15 protein-coding genes are annotated in these 21,057 nt (G+C 41.4%); 8 read left to right on the top strand and 7 right to left on the bottom strand.

Features of this window, described 5'->3' with window-relative positions; translation table 11 throughout:
• Positions 1-58: 58 nt before the first annotated feature.
• A complete protein-coding gene (locus BMW53_RS03565; RefSeq protein WP_038559087.1) occupies positions 59-778 on the bottom strand; it encodes a LytR/AlgR family response regulator transcription factor in 720 nt (239 codons plus the stop codon).
• 645 nt (positions 779-1,423) lie between these two features.
• On the opposite strand from BMW53_RS03565, the gene BMW53_RS03555 reads away from it, so the two are divergent.
• The 3 genes from BMW53_RS03555 to BMW53_RS03545 all read left to right on the top strand — a co-directional run bounded on the left by BMW53_RS03555 (position 1,424) and on the right by BMW53_RS03545 (position 5,655).
• Complete coding sequence (locus BMW53_RS03555; RefSeq protein ID WP_038559098.1) at positions 1,424-2,026, top strand: hypothetical protein; 603 nt, start codon at positions 1,424-1,426, stop codon at positions 2,024-2,026.
• A 317-nt stretch (positions 2,027-2,343) separates the two neighbouring features.
• Complete coding sequence (locus tag BMW53_RS03550) at positions 2,344-4,749, top strand: coiled-coil domain-containing protein (protein ID WP_139178013.1); 2,406 nt, start codon at positions 2,344-2,346, stop codon at positions 4,747-4,749.
• Between the two features lie 87 nt (positions 4,750-4,836).
• On the top strand, positions 4,837-5,655 hold the full coding sequence (locus tag BMW53_RS03545; protein WP_038559120.1) for a BT1926 family outer membrane beta-barrel protein: 819 nt from the start codon (positions 4,837-4,839) through the stop codon (positions 5,653-5,655).
• Between the two features lie 357 nt (positions 5,656-6,012).
• Here BMW53_RS03545 and BMW53_RS03540 read toward each other — a convergent pair whose 3' ends face one another.
• Together BMW53_RS03540 and BMW53_RS03535 are read right to left on the bottom strand one after the other, a co-directional pair.
• A complete protein-coding gene (locus BMW53_RS03540; RefSeq protein WP_074780209.1) occupies positions 6,013-8,562 on the bottom strand; it encodes an ATP-binding protein in 2,550 nt (849 codons plus the stop codon).
• A 382-nt stretch (positions 8,563-8,944) separates the two neighbouring features.
• Positions 8,945-11,182: a GH92 family glycosyl hydrolase gene (locus BMW53_RS03535; protein ID WP_051568167.1), complete on the bottom strand. Its 2,238-nt coding sequence runs from the start codon at positions 11,180-11,182 to the stop codon at positions 8,945-8,947.
• An 82-nt stretch (positions 11,183-11,264) separates the two neighbouring features.
• Between BMW53_RS03535 and BMW53_RS03530 the strand changes: the two genes are divergently transcribed.
• The 5 genes from BMW53_RS03530 (at position 11,265) to BMW53_RS03510 (ending at position 15,430) form a co-directional block, all read left to right on the top strand.
• Positions 11,265-12,461: a glycoside hydrolase family 18 protein gene (locus tag BMW53_RS03530; RefSeq protein ID WP_038559130.1), complete on the top strand. Its 1,197-nt coding sequence runs from the start codon at positions 11,265-11,267 to the stop codon at positions 12,459-12,461.
• Positions 12,462-12,519: 58 nt separating this feature from the next.
• Entirely contained in the window at positions 12,520-13,095 is a 576-nt protein-coding gene (locus BMW53_RS03525) for a Crp/Fnr family transcriptional regulator (RefSeq protein WP_051567858.1), read from the top strand.
• Between the two features lie 95 nt (positions 13,096-13,190).
• Positions 13,191-13,784, top strand: a complete 594-nt coding sequence (locus BMW53_RS03520) for a YceI family protein (protein ID WP_038559133.1) — start codon at positions 13,191-13,193, stop codon at positions 13,782-13,784.
• Positions 13,785-14,125: 341 nt separating this feature from the next.
• A complete protein-coding gene (locus BMW53_RS03515; RefSeq protein ID WP_038564750.1) occupies positions 14,126-14,842 on the top strand; it encodes a pirin family protein in 717 nt (238 codons plus the stop codon).
• Positions 14,843-14,875: 33 nt separating this feature from the next.
• Positions 14,876-15,430 (top strand): nitroreductase family protein, encoded by a 555-nt coding sequence (locus BMW53_RS03510; protein WP_051568168.1) that lies wholly within the window; start codon positions 14,876-14,878, stop codon positions 15,428-15,430.
• Positions 15,431-15,538: 108 nt separating this feature from the next.
• On the opposite strand, the gene BMW53_RS03505 is transcribed toward BMW53_RS03510, so the two are convergent.
• The 4 genes from BMW53_RS03505 to BMW53_RS03490 all read right to left on the bottom strand — a co-directional run.
• Positions 15,539-16,276, bottom strand: a complete 738-nt coding sequence (locus BMW53_RS03505) for a 3-keto-disaccharide hydrolase (RefSeq protein WP_038564752.1) — start codon at positions 16,274-16,276, stop codon at positions 15,539-15,541.
• Positions 16,277-16,343: 67 nt separating this feature from the next.
• The gene (locus BMW53_RS03500; RefSeq protein ID WP_038559139.1) at positions 16,344-18,017 is read right to left on the bottom strand and encodes a glycosyl hydrolase; all 1,674 of its coding nucleotides are present in this window, start codon (positions 18,015-18,017) and stop codon (positions 16,344-16,346) included.
• A gap of 4 nt (positions 18,018-18,021) precedes the next feature.
• The gene (locus BMW53_RS03495) at positions 18,022-18,894 is read right to left on the bottom strand and encodes an outer membrane beta-barrel protein (RefSeq protein WP_038559142.1); all 873 of its coding nucleotides are present in this window, start codon (positions 18,892-18,894) and stop codon (positions 18,022-18,024) included.
• Positions 18,895-18,975: 81 nt separating this feature from the next.
• The coding region (locus BMW53_RS03490) for a T9SS type A sorting domain-containing protein (protein WP_139178012.1) at positions 18,976-21,057 on the bottom strand (2,082 nt) is incomplete at its 5' end.

Here is a 21,057-nt window from a genome sequence, read left to right as displayed (position 1 = left end):
ACTTGATTCCGGATACTCGATTTTGAATTCCGGATATGAAAACTGGTGGCTGCTCCTGTTAGCTTAACTCTTGTTTTAAATCCCTCATCTTAATACTGACTTCCAGCTGGCGTTCTATTTCGTTGTTTGAAACAATACAGTATCGTTTACAAAAATTCATAAACAAGAGGTAGTTTTTGTTGATGATATGCTTGCGGCTTATGCGTACAAATTCAGTTTTGGGAAACTGTTTGTGTAATTTTCCCAGGTTTGTGCTCAACAGCAAGTTTTTTCCATCTTTTAATACCAGTTTGGTATAATTGCTGTCGGCTTCCAGGTACAATATCTGTTCTGTGGCAATATAATGGTGTCCTTCGGCGGTCTTTAATAATACTTTTGACTTGGCGGGGGGTGATTGCTGTTTCTCGCTGTTAAATGCATTTATAATTTTATAAACTACCCGGCGTAATTCCGCTTTCGAAACAGGTTTATAAATATAATCGAATGCGTTGTTATGTATAGCCTCCAGAACATAATCCTTAAAAGCGGTAACAAATACCACTTTTGTGTTTGGCGAAAACGTGTTAACCTGTTGCAAAAACTCCAAGCCCGTGATTTCTGGCATGTCAATATCCAAAAAAATTACCTGTGGCTGTCGTATAATTACCGCATCAAGTGCATGCAATGCATTGGTAAATACTTCTTTTATCTGTATAACAGAATACTCTTTTAATAAATTCTGTAGTAGAAGCCCGGCATCGGGTTCATCGTCGATAATAAAAATGTTGAGGTCGGACATTAATCTAGAACTTAATTGGGTTATTTGTTTTTTATCTTATGTTTCTCGCAATTTAATAAATTATTTATTGAATAAACAACTGTTCGTTGGTGAAAATGCATAGGTCAATAGTAAAAAAGGCGGTGGCGCTAAACTGAACAGATGTAATATTGGCCATTACTAAAATCTTGATATGTGTATTGTAACCGGTTGGTTGTTAGAAACCATCGGTTTGATAATGAAAACCATCGCTTTAATAAATAGAGAATTTTATTAACTCATCTTAAATGTTGACTCGCTATTTTTATGACAAGTATAAAATCAAAATCGTTTTAACACTTGAATCAAATATCGAATACCAATCAGAAACTGTTAAACACCCCCGGCTTATTAATTCGGGGCAATTGTTTTACCAATGGAAGCAGCGAACAACTACATGGTAATTATCAGCTGTTGAAAGGCATCAACCGGTTATTAACTGGGGCCAATTGCTTAGTAACAGGCACCAATCAGTTACTAAATGGTGCCAATCAGTTGCTAAATGGTGCCAATTAAAAACAAAGAGGACTATCATAGCTATTAAAACCCGCGTGATTAAAGGATTTTGCGAAGAAAGTTGAAATAAATAACCCGAAATAACTTACAACAACCAAAAACAAAAAGATTATGGCACGACACACCGATTACATTCCAAGCGACAAATTTGAACTGGAATCGTGGGCAAAACAGTTTGCAACAACCGTTACCAATAACGTAGGTTCTTATGGTATTACCCAGGAACTGGCCGACGATGTTAATGCGGCGGCACAAGCTTATTCGGGCGACCTGGTTACCGAGCGGCAGCTAATCGACCAGAAAAAACAACAGGTAAGCAAAACCCGCAACGACCGTAAACAACTGGTTAACCTTTGCCGCAGTATAGCACAATTTGTTAAAAGTAATCCGGGCTATACCGAACAAACCGGCAAAGAATTCGACATTACCGGCACCGAAGTAAACCACAATATCGACAAAGCACAGCCGGTACTTAAAACAACGAAAAATGCCCATGGCTGGGAGCTTGCTTTTGGACTGGAAGGCTATTTTAACGGTGTAAATATTTACCGTAAACGCCCCGGAGAAGAAAGCTTCTCGTACCTCGCTACCGACACCCGCAGTCCATACATCGACAACCAACCCATGGAAAATGGAACACAGTACTACGCCTGTTTTATCCTTGGCGATACCGAAGTAGGATTACAAAGCGATATTGTTGTTGTTGAGGTGTAGGCTCCCGGATTAGCTATTGAATAGGCAGTCGAAGCTTGTGGTTTCCGCCGGAAACCTGAAGTATATGCTTTCTACAAATTAAACATAGTTGGCTCAATGAACAAGACTTAATAAATCAAAACAACATCATTTCCTTCTCTTTCCTGAAGTGCATTCAGCAACTGTTGTGGGGCAGGAAATTACGAAGCAGATAGGCAGCAGTAAAGCACAAAAGGTTTGTAATGTGAAATGATAGCGTACTGATTAAACCGACGAAAGGGATAGCTCACGTTGTTGGGCAAAATTGAATTTTTTAATGTATAAAAACTTAACAAATCATGAAGATGAAAAATTATTTTGGTTACAAGTTACTAACAGTTATTTTGGCTGTAAGTGTATTATTAGGCTCGTGTGTTGACGACGAAGTCGCCCCTGAGGTAAGTGCGCTTCGGCAAGCACAAGTAGATTTGCTAAACAGCAAAACAGCTATGCAGGATTTAGAAAATGCTGCACAAGCTATTTTAAACAACTTTAACGAGGCCATGAATGCCCTTAAGTTGCAATCGGAAGAAAACCAAATTGCCCAGCAGGAAATGGCCCTTACGCATCAGGAGGCTTTAAATGCATTGGCTATTTTGAGGCTTACTGAACAAGATGCCTATATGGCGGCAATGAATGCTTTAAATCTTCAGGATAGAGAAGCCGATTTGGCATACGATGAAGCGATGCTGGCATTAAGATTGCTTAGCCAGGAGCAGCAAGTTAGCTACGACGCTGCAATCGATTCTATCAATATTGCAAGAATGGAACTTCAGCTTGAGGAAGACCTTGCTTGGTTTGAAGTAGAATCAAAACAAGCTGAGGAGGAATTGGTACAGGCTGAATTGGATTTGGAAAAGGCCCTGGCCGATATGGCAAAATATGTGGCAACCAGTGGTCTTGAAGAAGCCGGCGAATACTTGGATAAATACGGTTGGGCTATGCAAGATTATTATATGCTGGCTCAACAAGTTGTTGGTAAACAGACCGATATTGCTCAAATGGAATTACTGTTAGGGGAAAACCCTGATGTAACAGGATATTTTGAAGGTATTGCCGAAATGATACAAAAACAAGTAGACGTGCAATCTTCTGAGTTAACAGCCGTGCAAGCATTGCTCACTGGTCTTGAAGCGGTAGCTACCGACCCAAGTGCGGCCGAAGCAGCAATAATTGAAGCAAAAGCGAAAATACTAAGCCTAGAAAATGCCAATGCCCAGTTACGTGTCGACCGCGAGAAGCATTTGCAAGATGTAGTACAAGTGGCACAAGACGAATTAGACGAAGCGAACAATACCATTAATAGCTTCAACAACGCAAAATATGATATTGGAGAACGCGAACAATGGATTGAAGATTACGAGGGATACATCGAAAACAACGAGGGGCAAATTGAATACGCTGAAACCTGGATTACCCGTTACGAAACTGAATTAGTAAACCGTGAAGCAATTTTAGCTGCCAATATAGCTGAATTCGAAAAGCAGGATGCTTTGAAAGAAGAAGCAGGTGCTGCAAGAAATGCTTCCGACGAAGCCAGAGCATTAGCCATGAATAATTTAGAATTGGCAGGAATTGCTAACCAGGCATTGTGGAATGAATATATGCAGGCAAATGATAAACGTTGGGACGCGCAGCAAAAATTTTGGGATGCAGAAGGCGAATTAAGTATGGCCGAAAACGAGTTAGTCAATGCTAACGATGATTATGATGCGGATTATGCAACTGCTGTTACCGACCTCGAAACTCTTGAAACTGCCGAAGCTACTGCTTTAATAGCACTAAATACAGCACAAGATGCTTTCGATGCAGCACCTACAGCTGCAAATTTAACTGCATTAGAAAATGCACGTTGGGGCTATGCCAATGCACAAAACTTGGTTACTTGGCAACAAGATTATGTTGACGGGTTAAGCGAACGCTTAAGCGAAGCCGAAGCGGCTTTACCTGTGGCTAAAGCTACATTAGCTGCTGCTACTACAAACCTGGAACTTGCAGAGGCTGCACGTGATGCGGCATCCCAAGCGTATTATGAAGTGGGAACACCTGCACAGCAAGCTGCGCAGGAAGCTTATAATGTGGCAGACAATGCTTACTGGACTGCAGATAATGCTTATATGCAGCAGTATTGGCTAGTACGCGATGTAGAAGTTTTGAGGGACAATGCCCAGTACGAGGTAGATTGGCGGAAAGACCGTATCGCGAATTATGAAAATGACATAGAGAATTATAAAGAGTGGATTGCTTATGATGAAATAAACATTATGCAAGCCACACAGGAGATTGAAAACTTTGAAGCAATTGTAAGTGAGTTACAAACTGCTTTTGATGCATTAACACCAGAAGCCATGTTTGACCTACAAGTTGCACTTAATATGGCATGGGAAGCTAATGGCGAATTGAATAACGAAATTTCTGCTAACGATAATATGATCTGGGCTCAAAACAACTTAAAGTGGGTATTAGAAGATCAACTTCGTGATATAAACGGACAGATAGAGTTTGTTGAAAATCAGATTGAAAACCTAATGAGCAGTATTGCCGACAAGAAAGAAGCCTTGGCCGATAATGCCATTGACAAAGCAGAAGCTATGGCACTATTAGAGCTGGATAAAGAAGAACTGGCAGTGCTTGTTTCGCGAAGAGATGCAGCGATGGAGTTGGCTACAAAGTATATGGCGCTTTACGAAGCAGCAATTGAATAATCCTTCTTTAGGAAATATAGAGAGTATTGGGGCTTGTCCCCAATACTTATCAACTTTAATAATAATTTTATCCTAAAGAAAGACAATATGAAAAAATATATTTTATACACGTTTGTCCTCTTGGCAAGCATTGGGCTTGCCCGGGCACAAGACGTAAACAGCGAAGTTTCGGGTTTTGCGCCCACTAAGGGTAATTTTACGGCTTCACTACTATTTGGTAAAGGCAATGTGCTCACAGCTGGTTTGGTAAACACTATGCCAGCCGGAACCAATGCCAACTGGTCGGTTCCCGGAGATGCTCCATATGCAAATATGGTATCAATGGATGACAACAATGCTACGAATATGATTGGAGCAGAGGCAAGGTATTTTCTTTCCGACAAAATTGCATTAAAACTAAGTGGTTTGGGGGTTGTTAGAAATACGCCATCGCAAGTAAATATTCCCGCAACCATCGATCCTGATTCGCCCAATTCAACATGGATTCCGGGATACGATGCCGTAGTGGCCGATGATGAACTTAACTTTAGTATTATTTTGGGGGGCGAATACCATTTTACTACCCCAATAGATCGTTTACAACCCTATTTGGGAGTGAATGCCGCCTACTATTACGGTCGAGAGTCGGTTTACGACCCGACCATTGAAGATATAGCTGGTGAACCTGTTATTATGGACGTTGGAATAAGAACTGTGGAATTAATTGGCTTGGGTGGCGCTGCCGTTGCCGGAGTTGATTATTACCTTATGGAAGGTTTTTATTTTGGAATGGAAATAAAGCCGGTAAACTACTTGTATGCTTACAATGCTAAAAAACCTGGGCCCGGACTTGAAATGCTTGATGCGAAATCGAATACGTTTTCGTTTTTTACTCAACCATTTTTAAAACTAGGCTTTAAGTTTTAAATAATTGGCAGATTCTAATTAAAAAGACCGTTGCAAATGTATTTTTGCAACGGTTTTTATATGACTAGCCCTCATATCAGTATGCCAGCGAAGAAAGACTATCTTTAGAAAACACAAGCCGCCTGATGAATGCTTTATACGCATACATAATGCCTAATAATAAATCCCAAATTTGAATTCCCGTTTACAAGAGTTTATGTATTTTCCATATCTCCAATGGTACAAATCAATAGAGACAGAATCTGTTTTGGTATTGGCGTTGGGCAAATGATAGGTTTATTAAGAAACAGAAACTATTAAGTACAACCACAAGATGGTGCAGGATTGCTTTGGTGAGTACAATTAACAGTTTTGTACTTAATTGTTCGAATTCAAATGTTTTTTAATTACCGCAAGCAACTGTTCGCGGGAAAGAGGTTTACCCACAAAATCGTCGCAACCGGCTTCAAAAGCTTTTTCTTTGTCATCGTTGGAAACGTAAGCTGTTTGTGCAATTATTTTAATTCCGGGAGCAGCCGATTTTATTTTTTGTGCAGCCTCGTAGCCACTTATGTCGGGAAGCCCAATATCCATAAGCACCAGTGTTGGTAACTTCGTGCAGGCTATATCAACGGCTTCTTCCCCAAACTCGGTACATAGTAGTTTGAGGCCGGTATCGGCAAGCATTTTTTCTATTAGGCGGGTGTTGGCAAGGTTGTCTTCCACCAGCAAAATGGTTTCGTTGTTAAACTGGTATTCTTTTTCGTTAATGGTAGTAGTTGTTTTTGCGGTATTTTCGGCGGCTTTTTGGTAAGGAATATTAAAATAAAAGGCAGTTCCTCCGCTTTCCCCATTTGTGCCGTTTCTCTGAACCGACTCCAGAGTAATTGTTCCTCCCATCAAATCCAACAAGCCTTTTACAATCGACAGCCCTAGCCCCGTACCTCCGTACTGTTTCTTTTTATCGGTATGTAACTGGGTAAACCGTTCAAAAATGGCTTGCTGTTTATCGGCCGCGATACCAATTCCGGTATCACGTACATAAAACTGTATAGTATCTTTATTTACTGTGCAGCCAACTTCTATTGTTCCTTCATTGGTAAATTTAAAGGCATTACTGATCAGGTTAATCAGTATTTGCCTCAGTTTGCCTTTGTCGGTGACAATGGTGTCGAGTTGGCACGAGCAGGGTTTTAAATCGAATTGTACGTGCGATTTGTTAAGCTGGCGTTGGTATTCTTTAAAAAAGGTTTTTAATTCGGTAAACAGCTCGTTTAAAGAAAAAGATTCTTTAAACAAAGGCAGTTGCCCCGATTCTATTTTGGCAATTTCAAGAATATCGTCGATAATACCCAACAGGTTGTTCGAGCTTTGATTAATAATATCGGAATATTGTAGCAATTGTTCTTTGTTGTTGTACGAGTGTGGCAGTAACGACGAAAAACCAATAATAGCATTCATGGGGGTGCGTATTTCGTGGCTCATATTTTGCAAAAATGCGGTTTTCAGCCGATTGCTCTCTTCTGCCTGTTCTTTGGCAACGATTAATGCTTTGTCTGTCTTTTTGCGTTGGGTAATATCGTGTATAACCGAATGGAAAACGATTTTGTTATCGATCTCAACCCGGCTGCTAAATACTTCCACATCGCGTATTTCGTTATTTTTTAAGCGGTGCCTGAATTCAAAACGGATACTCCCTTTTTCTTTCAGATTGGCAAATTCTTTTTTGATATCTTCATCCGCGAGGGTATTGATCTCGTTTATTGTCATATTCTGAAGTTCCTCTCTGGTCCATCCGTAAAATTGGATTGCCGACTTATTGGCATCAACAATTCGCGACGTTTCGGGGTCGATCAATAATTTTATTGCTGAATGATCTTCAAATAACTTTCTGAATTTCTCTTCGTTTTTTTGTAATGTTAATTCAGCTTGCCGTCGTTTCTTCTCTACTTTTAAAACGTTTCTCACTTTTGCCAGCGAATAAAAGTAGAATGCCAGGGCAAGCAGCAATAGAAAAAAGGCGATAAAAGAATGATTCCGGAAACGGGTGAGTGCATTAAAAATATCTGCTTCGCGCGATGAAATAAGGATGGTCCAGTAGGTATTTCCCAGCTCAGTGCGGTAAAAGGTTACGTATTGTTCTTCAATAACGGCTTCTCCGTAGGTGGTATCAGCACTATGGTAACTTTTAACAACTCCGCTGCTGTCGCGGGTTATCGTTGTCATTAATTGTTCGGCAAGTTCCTGGTGTTGGTTGTTAGCTGCAAATGTTCTTCCGGTGTGCTCTTTTACCGAGCAATAAATCTCGGTGCCGTTTTCGCTCAACAGCCAGGTTTGCCCGGTTCCCCGGGTTTTTATTTTGCCCAGATATTGGTTTCCTAATTCATGCATTGGGATAAGAATAGCGATGCTGCCCGCAAAGGTGGATTGGTTAAATACCGGAACATGATAGGCAATACTTAGATAGCCCTGCGCCGACATAAACACATCGCTGATAACGGGTTGGTGCGTTTTTATAAGTTGTTTTACATGATTCTGGTGCGAGATATCAGTACCGATTATCGATGGATTTTCGGGATAGGTTGACACTATCAGGCCCGAAGAGTCGATTCGGGTGATAGCCGCCAAAATAGCGCCGTGTGCATTATAGTAACTTTGTAATATTTCTTTGCTGCGGTCAGTTACCAGAATAACATCTTCAAGGCTTGACAGGAATTTTAAATCGGCCTCCGAATCGGTAAAAAACGAGGAAATTCCCATCGAAGCTGTCCGGGCCAGAATGAGTTGCTCGTTATTGAATTCGTTAATTGTGGTGAGTTTAATATTTCGATATACTAAAAAGAAAACGATGGAGAATAACGTGAGCAGAACAGGAATAAACAAATAACGGTGAATCGATTTTATTTTTGTGATTAGCGAATATTTCATGGTCTTTGTTTTCTAACCCATTTTCATGCTGTAATATGGGTAAAGGGTTGTTGTTGAGACTTTAAATCTATATAGAATTATTGTGGTAAACAATACCGGACAAATAAATTTGTGTTCATTTCAGTACTCCCCGCAAATAAACAAAGCCATTCTACGAAAGAGTATCGATAGTTGGGTATTTTATAAATCAATTAGCGAGTTATACCAATTGTATTTCAAAGTGAGCCTTTGAAATTACAATGGTTAATGCCGATAGAAAATTAAAGAGCCTTTGGGAGTGAGCGAACCAAAGCCTCAGTTTTATTTCAAATCGGTATTATAATAACGGAGTAAAAATGTTTTCATCCATCTTTTCAATCTAATTCAATCTCCATCTGTCTTTTTAGAAATTAATCTCCAAAACGCCGCCTTTCACCAAATCGGTGTGGTGAATGAAGAACGACTTTTGCTTTTTACCGTTTAGTGAAATGTCTTTTATTTTATCGCCTGCTCCGCTTTTTTTGATAATAATTTCCGAACCCGGATAGAAATTCTGATCCAGTTGAATTTTAACTTCATCGAAAACAGGCGAGGCGATGGCATAATTCATATCGCCCGGTAAAACGGGGTAAATGCCCATCATTGCATAAACAATCCAGGTCGACATGGTTCCGGTATCGTCGTTGCCGGGTAAGCCGTCGGGTGCATTTTTAAAGTAGGTGGCCATTAAACGGTTCAGTTCTTTTTGGGCACGCCACTCTTCGCCTTTTATGTAGTTAAACAACCACGGGTAATGAATATCGGGTTCGTTGGCCATATCAAAATGGCCATCGTCGAAAATGGCCTGTAGTTTTGTTACAAAGTTCTTTTTGCCACCGTTTAAGGCGATCATTCCGTCCATATCGTGGTGGGCACAAAATGTATATTGGTAGGCATTTCCTTCGTGGAATCCCGGGCTGGGTTCAAAATTCTCTCCCTGGCGCGGATTAAAACCGGGCATAAATTCACCGTTCTGCAACTTCGGACGGATAATGCCAAACTCCGTATCGTAGTAGTTTTTGTAACCTCTCGATTGTTTCAGGAAACGTTCGTAATCGGCGTCTTTACCCAGTTCTTTTGCCAGCTGTGCCAGGTTCCAGTCGGCAATGTAATATTCCAGGGCATGCGACACCGAATTGTCGAATTGCGACATTAGCGGCACATAACCATGCGAAATATAATGGTCGATATCGGGGCGGATTTTGTTTTCGGCACCGGGAGTGGTTGCCGATTTGTACATGGCCTCGTAAGCCTTTTCAATATCAAAATCGCGGATGCCACGAAACCAGGTGTCCACAATTACAGGCAATGCCGGGTCGCCTTCCATAACATGTGTTTCGGTGCTGTTTAGTTCCCAGCGCGGTAGCCAGCCGCTTTCGTCGTACATTTCCAGCATCGATTGTACCACATTCAACTGCTGTTGCGGGAAAGCCAGGCTCATAAAAGGATGCAAATTGCGGTAAGTATCCCACAAAGAGAATGTGGTGTAGCGCTCGCCATTCGGGTGTGTTTTTATCTCAAACGATTCCATGGCCGGATACTGTCCGTTTACATCGCTTAAAATATTTGGGTGAATTTGAATGTGGTACAAACCGGTGTAAAAAACTGTTTTCTGGTCATCGGTTCCACCTTTTACAGTAATGGTCGACAGCGCTTCGTTCCACTTTTCTTCGGCCTGTTTACGGGTGGCTTCAAAATCAAAATTCTGTGATTCGAAGTTCAAATTCAATCGGGCATTTTCAATGCTTACGTATGAAATACCCACTTCAACCAGAATTTCTTCGTTGGCTTTGGTGTTAAACGTAAACCAGCTGCCAATGCTGTCTCCGGCCATTTCGGCCTTGAAATTTTTGTAGTATTTTATTTTGTTGCTTGTTGCCGACCACGCTGCTTCGGGGCCCATTTTTGGCATTTTTTTCCAAACGCCAAACTCTTCGGCAGGTTTGCTAAATCGAGCCACAAAATACACGGGGCGTTCAGTGCCGTCGTTATAGCAGAAAGTTCCGGTCATTCGCCAGCCTTCAATTTCGCGGTTGTTTACAATTTTAATGGAAGCGCCGCTTTCGTTGGTCAGTCCGTTACCCAGGTCGATTAGTATATTCGATTGCCCCGCCGGAAAGGAAAAACGGCTAATCCCTGTTCGTTCTGTTGCCGAAACTTCAGTATTAATACCGTATTTATTCAGATAGGTGGAGTAATACCCAGGGTGGGCTACCTGCTCGCTCATCTCCGATCCGTATTCGCGGAAATCGCCGTTAACAGCACCGGTTGTTGGCATCAACAGAATTACTCCCAACTCGGGGCAGCCAACACCGCTAAGGTTTACGTGCGAGTAACCTGTAAAGTATTTATTGTCCCACGAGTAGGGCGTCGACCACCAGCCATTGTCCTTGTCGGTTTGGTTTAACGGCGAATTGCCACTAACATTAAACGGCACTACCGATACCATTCCGCGCGGAACTACAGCTCCGGGATTGGTTGTTCCGTAGTTGGTTGTTCCGATAAATGGATTTACCCAATCGGCCGGAGTTTGCGCAGAAATTGTATGGGCGCAAAACAAAAATGCGAATAATTGCAGCGCTATCTTTTTTAGATTATTCATTTTGGTGTTGCAGTTTTTAAATATTTTACAAAGAGCAAATATAACCATATCTTTAACCATTATATTAAAAGCGTAAATTATCATGAACAAGTTAATTCCATTTTTAATCGCCTGCATAATTTTTGTTTCCTGTGGAATACAAAAAGAGGCGAAAGATGATTCTTCAGCAGCAGTAAACGTTATGGCCTACTACGTTCCGCGCGAAGGTTACATGCCCGATCAGTTGCCGCTGGAACAGTTAACGCACATCATTTTTAGCTTTAGTAAAGTAATTGATGGTAAAATGCAGTTTCGGAATGAAAATGCCGATTCAATTATGAAACAACTGGTGGCACAAAAGGAAAAGTATCCGCAGTTAAAAGTTATGATTGCTTGTGGCGGCTGGACTGCGGACGGTTTTTCAGATGCAGTTTTTTCCGAACAAAGCCGGACGAAGTTTATCGCCAGTACAATCGATTTTATTGAAAAGTACCAGTTGGATGGCGTGGATATCGATTGGGAATACCCGGCTATTCCGGCAGGGGGAACAAAAGCACGCCCCGAGGACAAGGAAAATTTTACCCTTTTGATGAAAGGTTTGCGTGAGGCGATGGATCAACTCGATCGTCCGCAAACGCTAACTTTTGCATCGGCAGGATGGAAACGCTACTATAAAAATGTGGAATTGCTGGAGGTGATGAAATACGTTGATTATATGAATGTAATGACCTACGACCAGGCCGGTGGTGGAACAACGTTTGCCACACACCACACAGCCTTGGGGCACCGTTCGCTGGCAGATATTGCCGAAACACCACTTGGCGTGGCTATGACACAACAAAATGCCGAATTGCCCGAAGGCGAGGATTTATGGGAACCACAGTCGGCCGAAGAAATTATTTGCTTTTGTGTGGATAAAGGTGTCGATCCGAAGCAGATTGTAATTGGTGCCGCATTTTACGGCCGCGGCTGGAAAGGTGTTCCGCCTGAAAATAATGGATTGTACCAAACCAATACTGGTCCGATTAGTGGAGGAACTTCCTATTCGGTTCTGTTAACTGATTTTACGGAAGACGATGGTTATGAAAAACACTGGGATGCGGCGGCTAAAGCTCCGTTTCTTTATAATCTCGCCGACAGCATATTTGTGACCTTCGACGACACCGTTTCGGTAAAACTAAAAACACAATACGCCAAAGAAAATAATCTGGGTGGAATAATGTTTTGGCAGCTTAGCAGCGATAGCAAAGACGAAGCAAGTTTATTAAAGGCCATTTATACCGAGGCATCAAAAAAGTAAGTTCAGGCATGGCGCATCGGTTTTTGATTGCTAAATTTGTGCGAGAAGCTATAGCCACATGGAGGATTTTTCTGTACTATTTTCTTATTTCGAAAAAATTGGTAATCGCAAACTGACGGATACCGAAAAAGCGGAGATTGTTTCAGTTTTCAGGAAAGAAACGTTTAATAAGAAACAGCGGATTTTTAATGCCGGCGATGAAAATACGCGTCATTACTATATCGAAAAAGGATTGCTTCGTATGTATATTATCGACCAAAGCGGGAAAGAGTTTAACCTGCTTTTTGGTAAAGAGCGGCAGTGGCTGGGCGATTTAGGAACGCCTGCAACTACGTCGTATTATTTAGAGGCCGTGGAGAAAACCACCGTGTTTTCTATTTCTGAATCGGCATTTGCGGCTATTATGAGCAAGTACACCGAGCTGAGTTCTAATATCAGGCGCTCGTATATCTTTCTTCAGAAACGTTTTGTGGCCATCCTTTCAAAAACCGCCGAAGAGAATTACGAGGAACTTTTAAACAACGATCCGGATCTTGTTCAACGCCTTCCACAATACCACATTTCATCGTACCTGGGAGTAACTCCCGTGTTTTTAAGTAAGATTATTGCCAAAAAAGCAAGAAAAAGAGACTAAAAGGTGTTTTTCTTAAACTAGTTTATTTTTTTCATATCAAATCTCCCGTATGTTTGCAGTAGAAAATTATTAGTAAACATTAAACAAAATTGAAAATGAAAAAATTAGCTACATTATTAGTACTTGTAATAGCAATTGCAACAGCAGGATTTGCATCGAACGGAAAGGACGACAAAGCAACATACAGCGTTGACACAAAAGCCAGCAAAGTATATTGGACAGGTAAAAAAGTTGCAGGTGAACATACCGGATATGTGTTAATTGAAAGCGGAAAAGTACACGTTAGTAATAACGCAGTAACAAGTGCCGATATTAAAATGGACATGACCTCGATTGAAGTAACCGATCTTGAGGGAGAATGGAAAGACAAGTTGGTTGCCCACCTGAAAAATGACGATTTCTTTTCGGTTGATAAACATGCTGAGGCAGAATTTAAAATTACTTCATTCGAGAACAATAAGGTTGTTGGCGACCTTACCATTAAAGGAATAACAAACGAAGTATCGTTTCCGGCGGAAGTGAAAATTGAAGGAAACGAGTTAACCGCATCGGGTACTGCCTCTATCGACCGCACAAAATGGGACATCAGATATGGGTCCGGAAAATTCTTCAGCGGGCTTGGCGATAACATGATTAAAGATGAATTCGAGATTAAATTTGAATTGAAAGCTACAGCTTCTGAAGAGTAATCTTTGGGGAAGTAAAATAATACGCCATAAGAAAACAAAAAAACAATTAAGGTTCGGAAGAAGGGAGTTAGTGAGGAGTTTGTGAAGGAGAGAACCTTGGCCGGTGTCTGAAAATGTGCTTAAAGCATTACCGGGCACCGGCTTTTTTTTCAGAAAGTCAGTTCAGAGACAACAATTTTTTTGATCCCTCCAAACTTTCCGCTAACTGGCGGAGAGGGATTATCCCCTTTGGGGGACGAAAGGGGGCAGAAGCACAGGATTAATCTGAGAATGCTTCATTTGAACGGCAGTAAGTAAAGATATGATTCCCAGACAAAATGAATGTTAAAAAAAAGAAAGCAATGAAAACAATAGTATATAAAGCAGATTCAAGAGGATATGCCAACCACGGTTGGTTAGAGGCACGACACAGTTTTAGTTTTGCGAATTATTTCGATCGCGAGCGAATGAATTTCGGAGTGCTGCGTGTGTTAAACGACGATGCCATTGCCGGAGGGCAGGGGTTTGGAATGCACCCGCACGACAATATGGAAATTATTACCATTCCGTTGGAGGGCGATTTGGAACACAAAGACAACATGGGCAACCAGGCCGTTATTCGCGAAGGCGATGTGCAGGTTATGAGTGCCGGAACAGGCGTTTACCACAGCGAGTTCAACCATCATCCGGATAAAACACTAAAGCTTTTCCAGATATGGTTGTTCCCCAACAAACAGAATGTGCAGCCGCGTTACGATCAGATCTCGATTCGCGATGTAGCCGAAAAAAATAAACTGTACCAGGTGCTTTCGCCTAACCCTGATGATCAGGGCGTTTGGATTCACCAGGATGCCTGGTTTTTCCTGGGTAATTACGATGCCGGAAAAACAGATTCGTACACCATTAAAAAACCGGGAAACGGAATTTATGTAATGGTGATAGACGGAGCGGTGAACATTTCGGGAGCTGAATTGTCGAAACGTGATGCAATTGGAATTTGGGACGTTGAATCGATTGAAATTAGTGCTACAACGGATGCCCGGATTTTGTTAATGGATCTGCCCATGCAGATTGACTAAAGATAAAAAAAGAGATAGTGTAATATGGAAGTTATGAAGAAGTATGAGATCCATCCATTATTAGAAGAAAGATGGAGTCCGCGGGCCTTTTCGTCCGAGCCCATTGCCGAAGACGATGTTAATGAGGTTTTTACAGCTGCATCGTGGGCTGCCAGTGCAATGAATGAACAGCCGTGGCAATACGTTTATGCCATGCGTGGCACACCGGGTTTTGATGCCCTTTGGGATTGCCTGGCAACAGGAAATAAACCGTGGACGAAGCAGGCGGCTGTATTATTTGTTGCCATAAAAGTTGACACATTTTCGGAGAATGGTGAGCCCAATATATGGGCGATGCACGATGTGGGTATGGCCAATGCACAGTTGTTGCTTCAGGCAACCAGTAAAGATATTTATGGCCACCTGATGGCGGGTTTTGGCAGCGACCAGGTTAAAGAGCTGTTACAACTGGATGAAAACCATACTCCGGTGTGTATGGGCGCCCTGGGGTATTTGGGCGATGCCGATTTGCTGGATGAACCTTACCGCTCGAGAGAAAAGGCGCCACGAACCAGAAAAAATTTAAAAGAATTTGTGAGGAAGATTTAGAGTAGATAGAAGGTAGTATATTTCACGAAAAATCCCGGTTTGTTTTCAAGCCGGGATTTATTTTATGATTTATAAAAGAGTGTTTTTCTTTACTGATTCAAATTCAGTTTACAATTTTCTGATTTTAATGTTTTGGAACCATACGGTATATCCATGGTCCTGCAAACCGATAAAACCATCTTTTGCAATTCCTTCCTGGAAACCTTCAAAACTTTTGAATTTGCTGTTTTCTACCAGCTGGTCCCATTCATCGGTCCAGTGGCTGTACGAAACTACCTCAGTACCATTCATCGATACCGTTACTTTTCCGTCTTTAACTTTAATTACACAGGTATTCCATTCGCCTGCCGGATTAACGGTTTCAGGATCAGCCGCAATCATATCGTACAACGAACCTGCCAGGTGGCTGTCTATTTTATTGTCGGTAGCGTCTTTATTGTCGAGTACCTGAATTTCCGGAGCAGCATAATAAATTGGTTTTCCGGGCAACTCGCGTACGTAATAGAAAATTCCTGAGTTGGCCATTTTCCCGGCTTTCCAGTCAATCGAGAATTCAAAATTGTTGTACTTCTCTTTCTCGAAAATAATATCGCCACCGGCTCCGTGCCCCGGTTCTTTCCCTTCTCCGGTAAAAACTTTCATGGCACCATCTTCTATCTCCCAGTTGGCAGGCATGGCTGTTCCATTGTATTGACGCCATCCGTTGAAATCTTTTCCGTTAAACAGCAAAACCCAGCCTTCTTTTTTCTCTTGCGATGTTAGTTTGTTTGCTTTTTTCGAAAACGCTGGATTGGCAATCAACAATGCTGCCATCACAGCGAAAGTGTAAAAAATACTTTTTCTCATGATAAATTTATTGAAATTACGGTTTAATTGATTGGCCATAAATATAGCAAAAACAATTCGGCTATTTTTATTCCCAGGTGAATTCCATATCCTTGAATTCTATCTGAGCTGATTCGCGGGGGCTTTTGCAAGCGACCGCCAAGCCGACTAATGTGTATTTCGGCATTTTTTGCTCGTGCACTGCGCAGAGGTGCCAATTTGAATTATCGAGGCTAAAGTAGGATTTGAAAATGTTACCGCGTCGTTGCAATCTGATCCATGTATTTAAGGAATCATTAAGGAGAATGTTTTCATTTTTCAGGGGATTTGTTGAGATCAATTGGGGTTGTTTTCTCTTGTTATTACGGAACAATAACCTTAATTTTTCAGAATTAGTTTCGTTTGCAGATTCTCCGGTTTTAATATGAAAAAATACGTAATGTGATTTTTTGCTCAAATTAGTTCTAACCATAATTCCCGCCATCGCTTGTACCTGCTCAGGCGAGAGGTTTGTTGCCTGAACACTCACATCGAAATCGCCGTCCATTTGCATAAATGCCAAATAATAATCATCATTTTTTCCTTTACTCTGCACGAAAACTTCCAGCCGTTCGGGATTGATGATCTTTCTGGATTTTGTTCCCAGATTAAATTCTTTTAGGTTAGGAAATGGAATTATTGCTCCGCTACTGTATAGTCGTTTTAAGCCTTCTTCTCCAAAATTGTTTAACAGCTCGGGGATTTCATTTCGTGTAATAATTCTTTTATTGTTAAAAGCGGAGTAAATGTCTGATTGGTTGGTGTTTTCAGGTGTTGTTCCTGGTTCTTGTACCCACCAACACCATAAAATTCCACTTGTATTCATTTTTTCAACTGGTGGTATCCGGGTAGAACCGGCAAAAATCAGAGGTGTTGATGATTCATCTGTGTTTTCAGAAAAAGGGGCAAATAAATCATCATTGCGTGCTACGCTATAGTCGTCAGAACTTATTCTAATCATATCTACGTATTTATTTCCTGCAAATCGATTTCCCTCCATATTTTCACCAAAACTCTGAATCCATATCAGGTTGTTTAACTGGCGCTTGTTTGTAAAATAGTTGAACATGGTTTGCCAGAGCTTATTTAACTGATCCGGCCTTAGTTTGCTCCACCAAAATCGATTACTGTTTATATCCGCGAAAGGATTCCACAGCACCGGGACTCCGGCATCTTTTAACTTTTCAAGGTGATCTGCAGTTCTATCCAATTCCTGGTAAAAAGCTTCATGTTCAGCAGTGCCATCCTGAAAACACTGCGCAATATCTGTTTCCTGTGTAGCAGAAGTATTGTTATTCTTTATAGGAGATATTTGCCAATTCCATGTAACCAGGGGGATATTTCCGCTTGTATATCGGTCGATTGTATTTCTGATCCTGATTTCATTTTCTCTTTCCAGTCCAAGTTCAATACCAAAAATTGCCGGCTTTTTACCGGTTAAAATATAGAGGTATTCATGCTCGTTGTCAGCATCGGAGTTATACATCTGACCGGTGAGAATCTTTTCACCTGCTATAAACTGAAGATACTGGTACAGCGCCTTCACCTCAGGTGTAGGATTGATGGTACATAATTGTCTGGAAACCGATGAGATTGAACCGGGTATTTGTGTGTTTTTGCGATCTTGTGCCTTTGCCGATAGCGAAAATACTAAAAAGCAGATTGCGAGTAAACGGGGCACACCGGAGGTTATACTGTTGCGTTGTATTTGAAAATTTAGCATACTCTTATTTTACTTGTTTACAGATGTATAATCCAAACTCAATACCAAAACGTAAAGGCTTGTTCCCTTTTGAAGTGGACAATGGATTATACGCATAATTGGTACGAAACTTACTTATTGGTTCCGAAATTGTATTGTCATTATTTATATTCTTACCATTACCGATACTATTGATTCCCTTATATCCGGCAATTCCCACTTTGAAAATCAGGACACCTGAAATTGGGAGGCTTATTCCGGCACCGGCACGGATTGAAAGGATATTCTTCTTTAAAGTTAATTCCGTATCCAGGGCTCTGTCAGTGTAAAAGCCCAGTTCCGGGATATTCTCAAGTTTTACGCCCCACTGCGGGTAGTATCCTGATGTACTGTATGTTCCTGATGTTGTGTTGTTTTCACTTATCAGATACGAATATTCAAAACCAATGTCGATGTAATAGCCTAATTGCGAAATGTTTACCGTTCCGTATTCTACACTCACAGGTACATTCAAATAGATAGGATTGATGGTATGTTCGGCAGATAGTATTTTAAGGGTTTCAATATAGGTATCGTTGTCGATGTCAACCAGCGGCTGAGAAACGATTTCTCCGCTACCGGTAAGCGTCGTTTTATAACCTGAAAGCCCGAAGCCTGCTTTTATTTTTAGCATGGGGGCAATTTCGCGAAAATAGCCGGCGCTAAAAGTATAGGCCAGGTTAGCATCCGATTCCCAAACCCCGGATGTTGCTCCTTTGTTTTTAATTTGTATTAATCCGGGCGAAGCTTCGGTATAAAATCCCCATATCGGATCGATTGTATTTCTGATAAGAGGCTGTTTTGTGGTGGTTTCTTCGTTTTGATTTGTTTTATTTTTAATCTCTTTGCCTAAGGCCATAACCCTTGTTGGAAAATTAACTATTGAGACAAAGAGAATGAGGCAAATTATGGATATCGATCTGTTCATATTGTTCACTCTTTAGTTTTGGGTGATTGAAAGTTTTTTTGCCTGTAACCATTGTCCATTATTGTATAAAATAACAGAGTAAATGCCTGGTCTCAAGTCTTTGGTGTCAATACGTTGCGGGATTTGAGTAATGGGAACTTCTATAGTGCAAACACCGCTAATCGAAAATACTTTAGCCGTCAGGTTTTGTATATTTTGTATTTGCCTCGTATCAATTGCCAGAGTAAAACTGGTACTTGCAGGATTGGGGAATATGCTGAAAACGGTTTCCGTTTCGGTAATACCGGATTTATTGTCAGCATCAATAGTTCCCGAACTTTGATTCCCTGTATAGTAATAATTAAATTTTGAAGAGTGGCCATCCGGGAATGTAACCTCTATCGTAAAAATATTACCATTTAATCTGTCGGATTCAAATATGTAATAAAATTGGTTGGTCGCATTTAATAGCTTTTCATCGTTCATATACCATTGATATTGTAATGAGTCGGTGGCAAAAATAAGTACTGCAACATTACTATGTGGCTTTCCAATAATAGTTGTATCAATGGCAATTGTATCGGTATCCATTCGAATTGTGAGCGTGACAGGAGTTCGGCCTAAGCTGATACATCCGGTAGTGGTATTGAGCGCTTCAGCAAAGTACGTAACGGTACCGATTGTATCCAAAACCGGCGATGTAATTTCTTCCCCGCCGCTGTCATTCTCAAACCATACAATAACCGTGTTGGGATCTGAAATTGCCTCTGCTGTTAAAGGTATAATTGAATCAGCATCAGTTACGATACTTGTTTGATTATTCGCAACAGGCAGCGAAGGTATGGCATAAGGCGTAACGGTAACAGTTGATTCCAGACTTTTACAATTGTTGTTTTTTTGCCAAATGGTATATTCACCTTCTTCTGAAACTTTAATACTTGAATTTTCGGTGCTATCAGTTTGGTTGTTGAATTTCCATACAAACCATGCGTTCTCTTCCAGATTCTGCATTGTTATTGTTGATTCACCACAATTATTTAGCACCTCAATTTCGGGTAACAGGGTACCGTTTTGAGGTGTGGCAAGGATAGAAGCAGCATCGCTCATGCATCCGTTTACGGTTTGTGTAACCGAATAGGTGCCGGCAGTGGTAACAGTAATACTTTCTGTTGTTTCTCCGGTACTCCAAAGCAACGTTCCGGTATAGTTTGATGCTGTAAGTACAGATTCGCCGCAATTATCCTGAACCGAAACAGTGGGTGCCGGAGGCGGATTTGGATCAGCAAGACTTGCATTAACATCCATGGCCGAGGCGCAATCGTTTACTGTAATGGTAAGATTGTTATAGGCGCCGGCTGCTGCGGAAACAGTTGCTGTATTTCCTGAAACGATAACCCCGGAGAAGGTTCCGGCGTCGTAAGTAATTGAATAGGTTCCATCTGGTACTCCTGTAAACGTAAAATTGAGTGAGCCCATTTCGCCGCACTCAAGCGGATCTGTTTTTGTTACGGCCAAAGTAGGTACTGTTTTTGGGGCAGCGGTAACCGAAGCTGCGTTACTGATGCATTCATTCAGCATCTGGGTTACCGAATAGCTCCCCGCTTCGGTAACAATAATACTTTCAGTTGTCTCTCCGGTACTCCAAAGCAGTGTGCCGGTATAATCGGAAGCTGTAATAACACTCTCCCCGCAGTTGTCCTGTAATGCAATGGTGGGAGCCGGAGGTGGGGTAGGTTCTGCAAGGCTTGCATTAATTCCCGCGTCAGAAGTGCAGCCATTTACCGTAATCTGTAAGTTGTTATAGGTTCCTGCAGCAGCGGTAACCGAAGCGGTTCCCGAGGAAACAGTAACATTGTTGAAAGTACCATCATCATAGGTAATTGTGTGGTTCCCATTGGGTACATCGGTAAATGTAAAATTCAGCGAACCGTTTTCGCCACAGGCAGTAGGATCAGTTTCAGTGATTGCTAATGTAGGTATTGTTTTTGGCGTAGCTGTGGCCGAAGCAGCATCGCTCATGCATCCGTTTACGGTTTGTGTAACCGAATAGGTGCCGGCAGTGGTAACAGTAATACTTTCTGTTGTTTCTCCGTTACTCCATAGCAACGTTCCGGT

Source organism: Draconibacterium orientale, from assembly GCF_900111425.1.
Lineage (GTDB): Bacteria > Bacteroidota > Bacteroidia > Bacteroidales > Prolixibacteraceae > Draconibacterium > Draconibacterium orientale.
The sequence above is the reverse complement of the archived record's forward strand: the minus strand, read 5'-3'. Positions and strand labels throughout refer to the sequence as shown.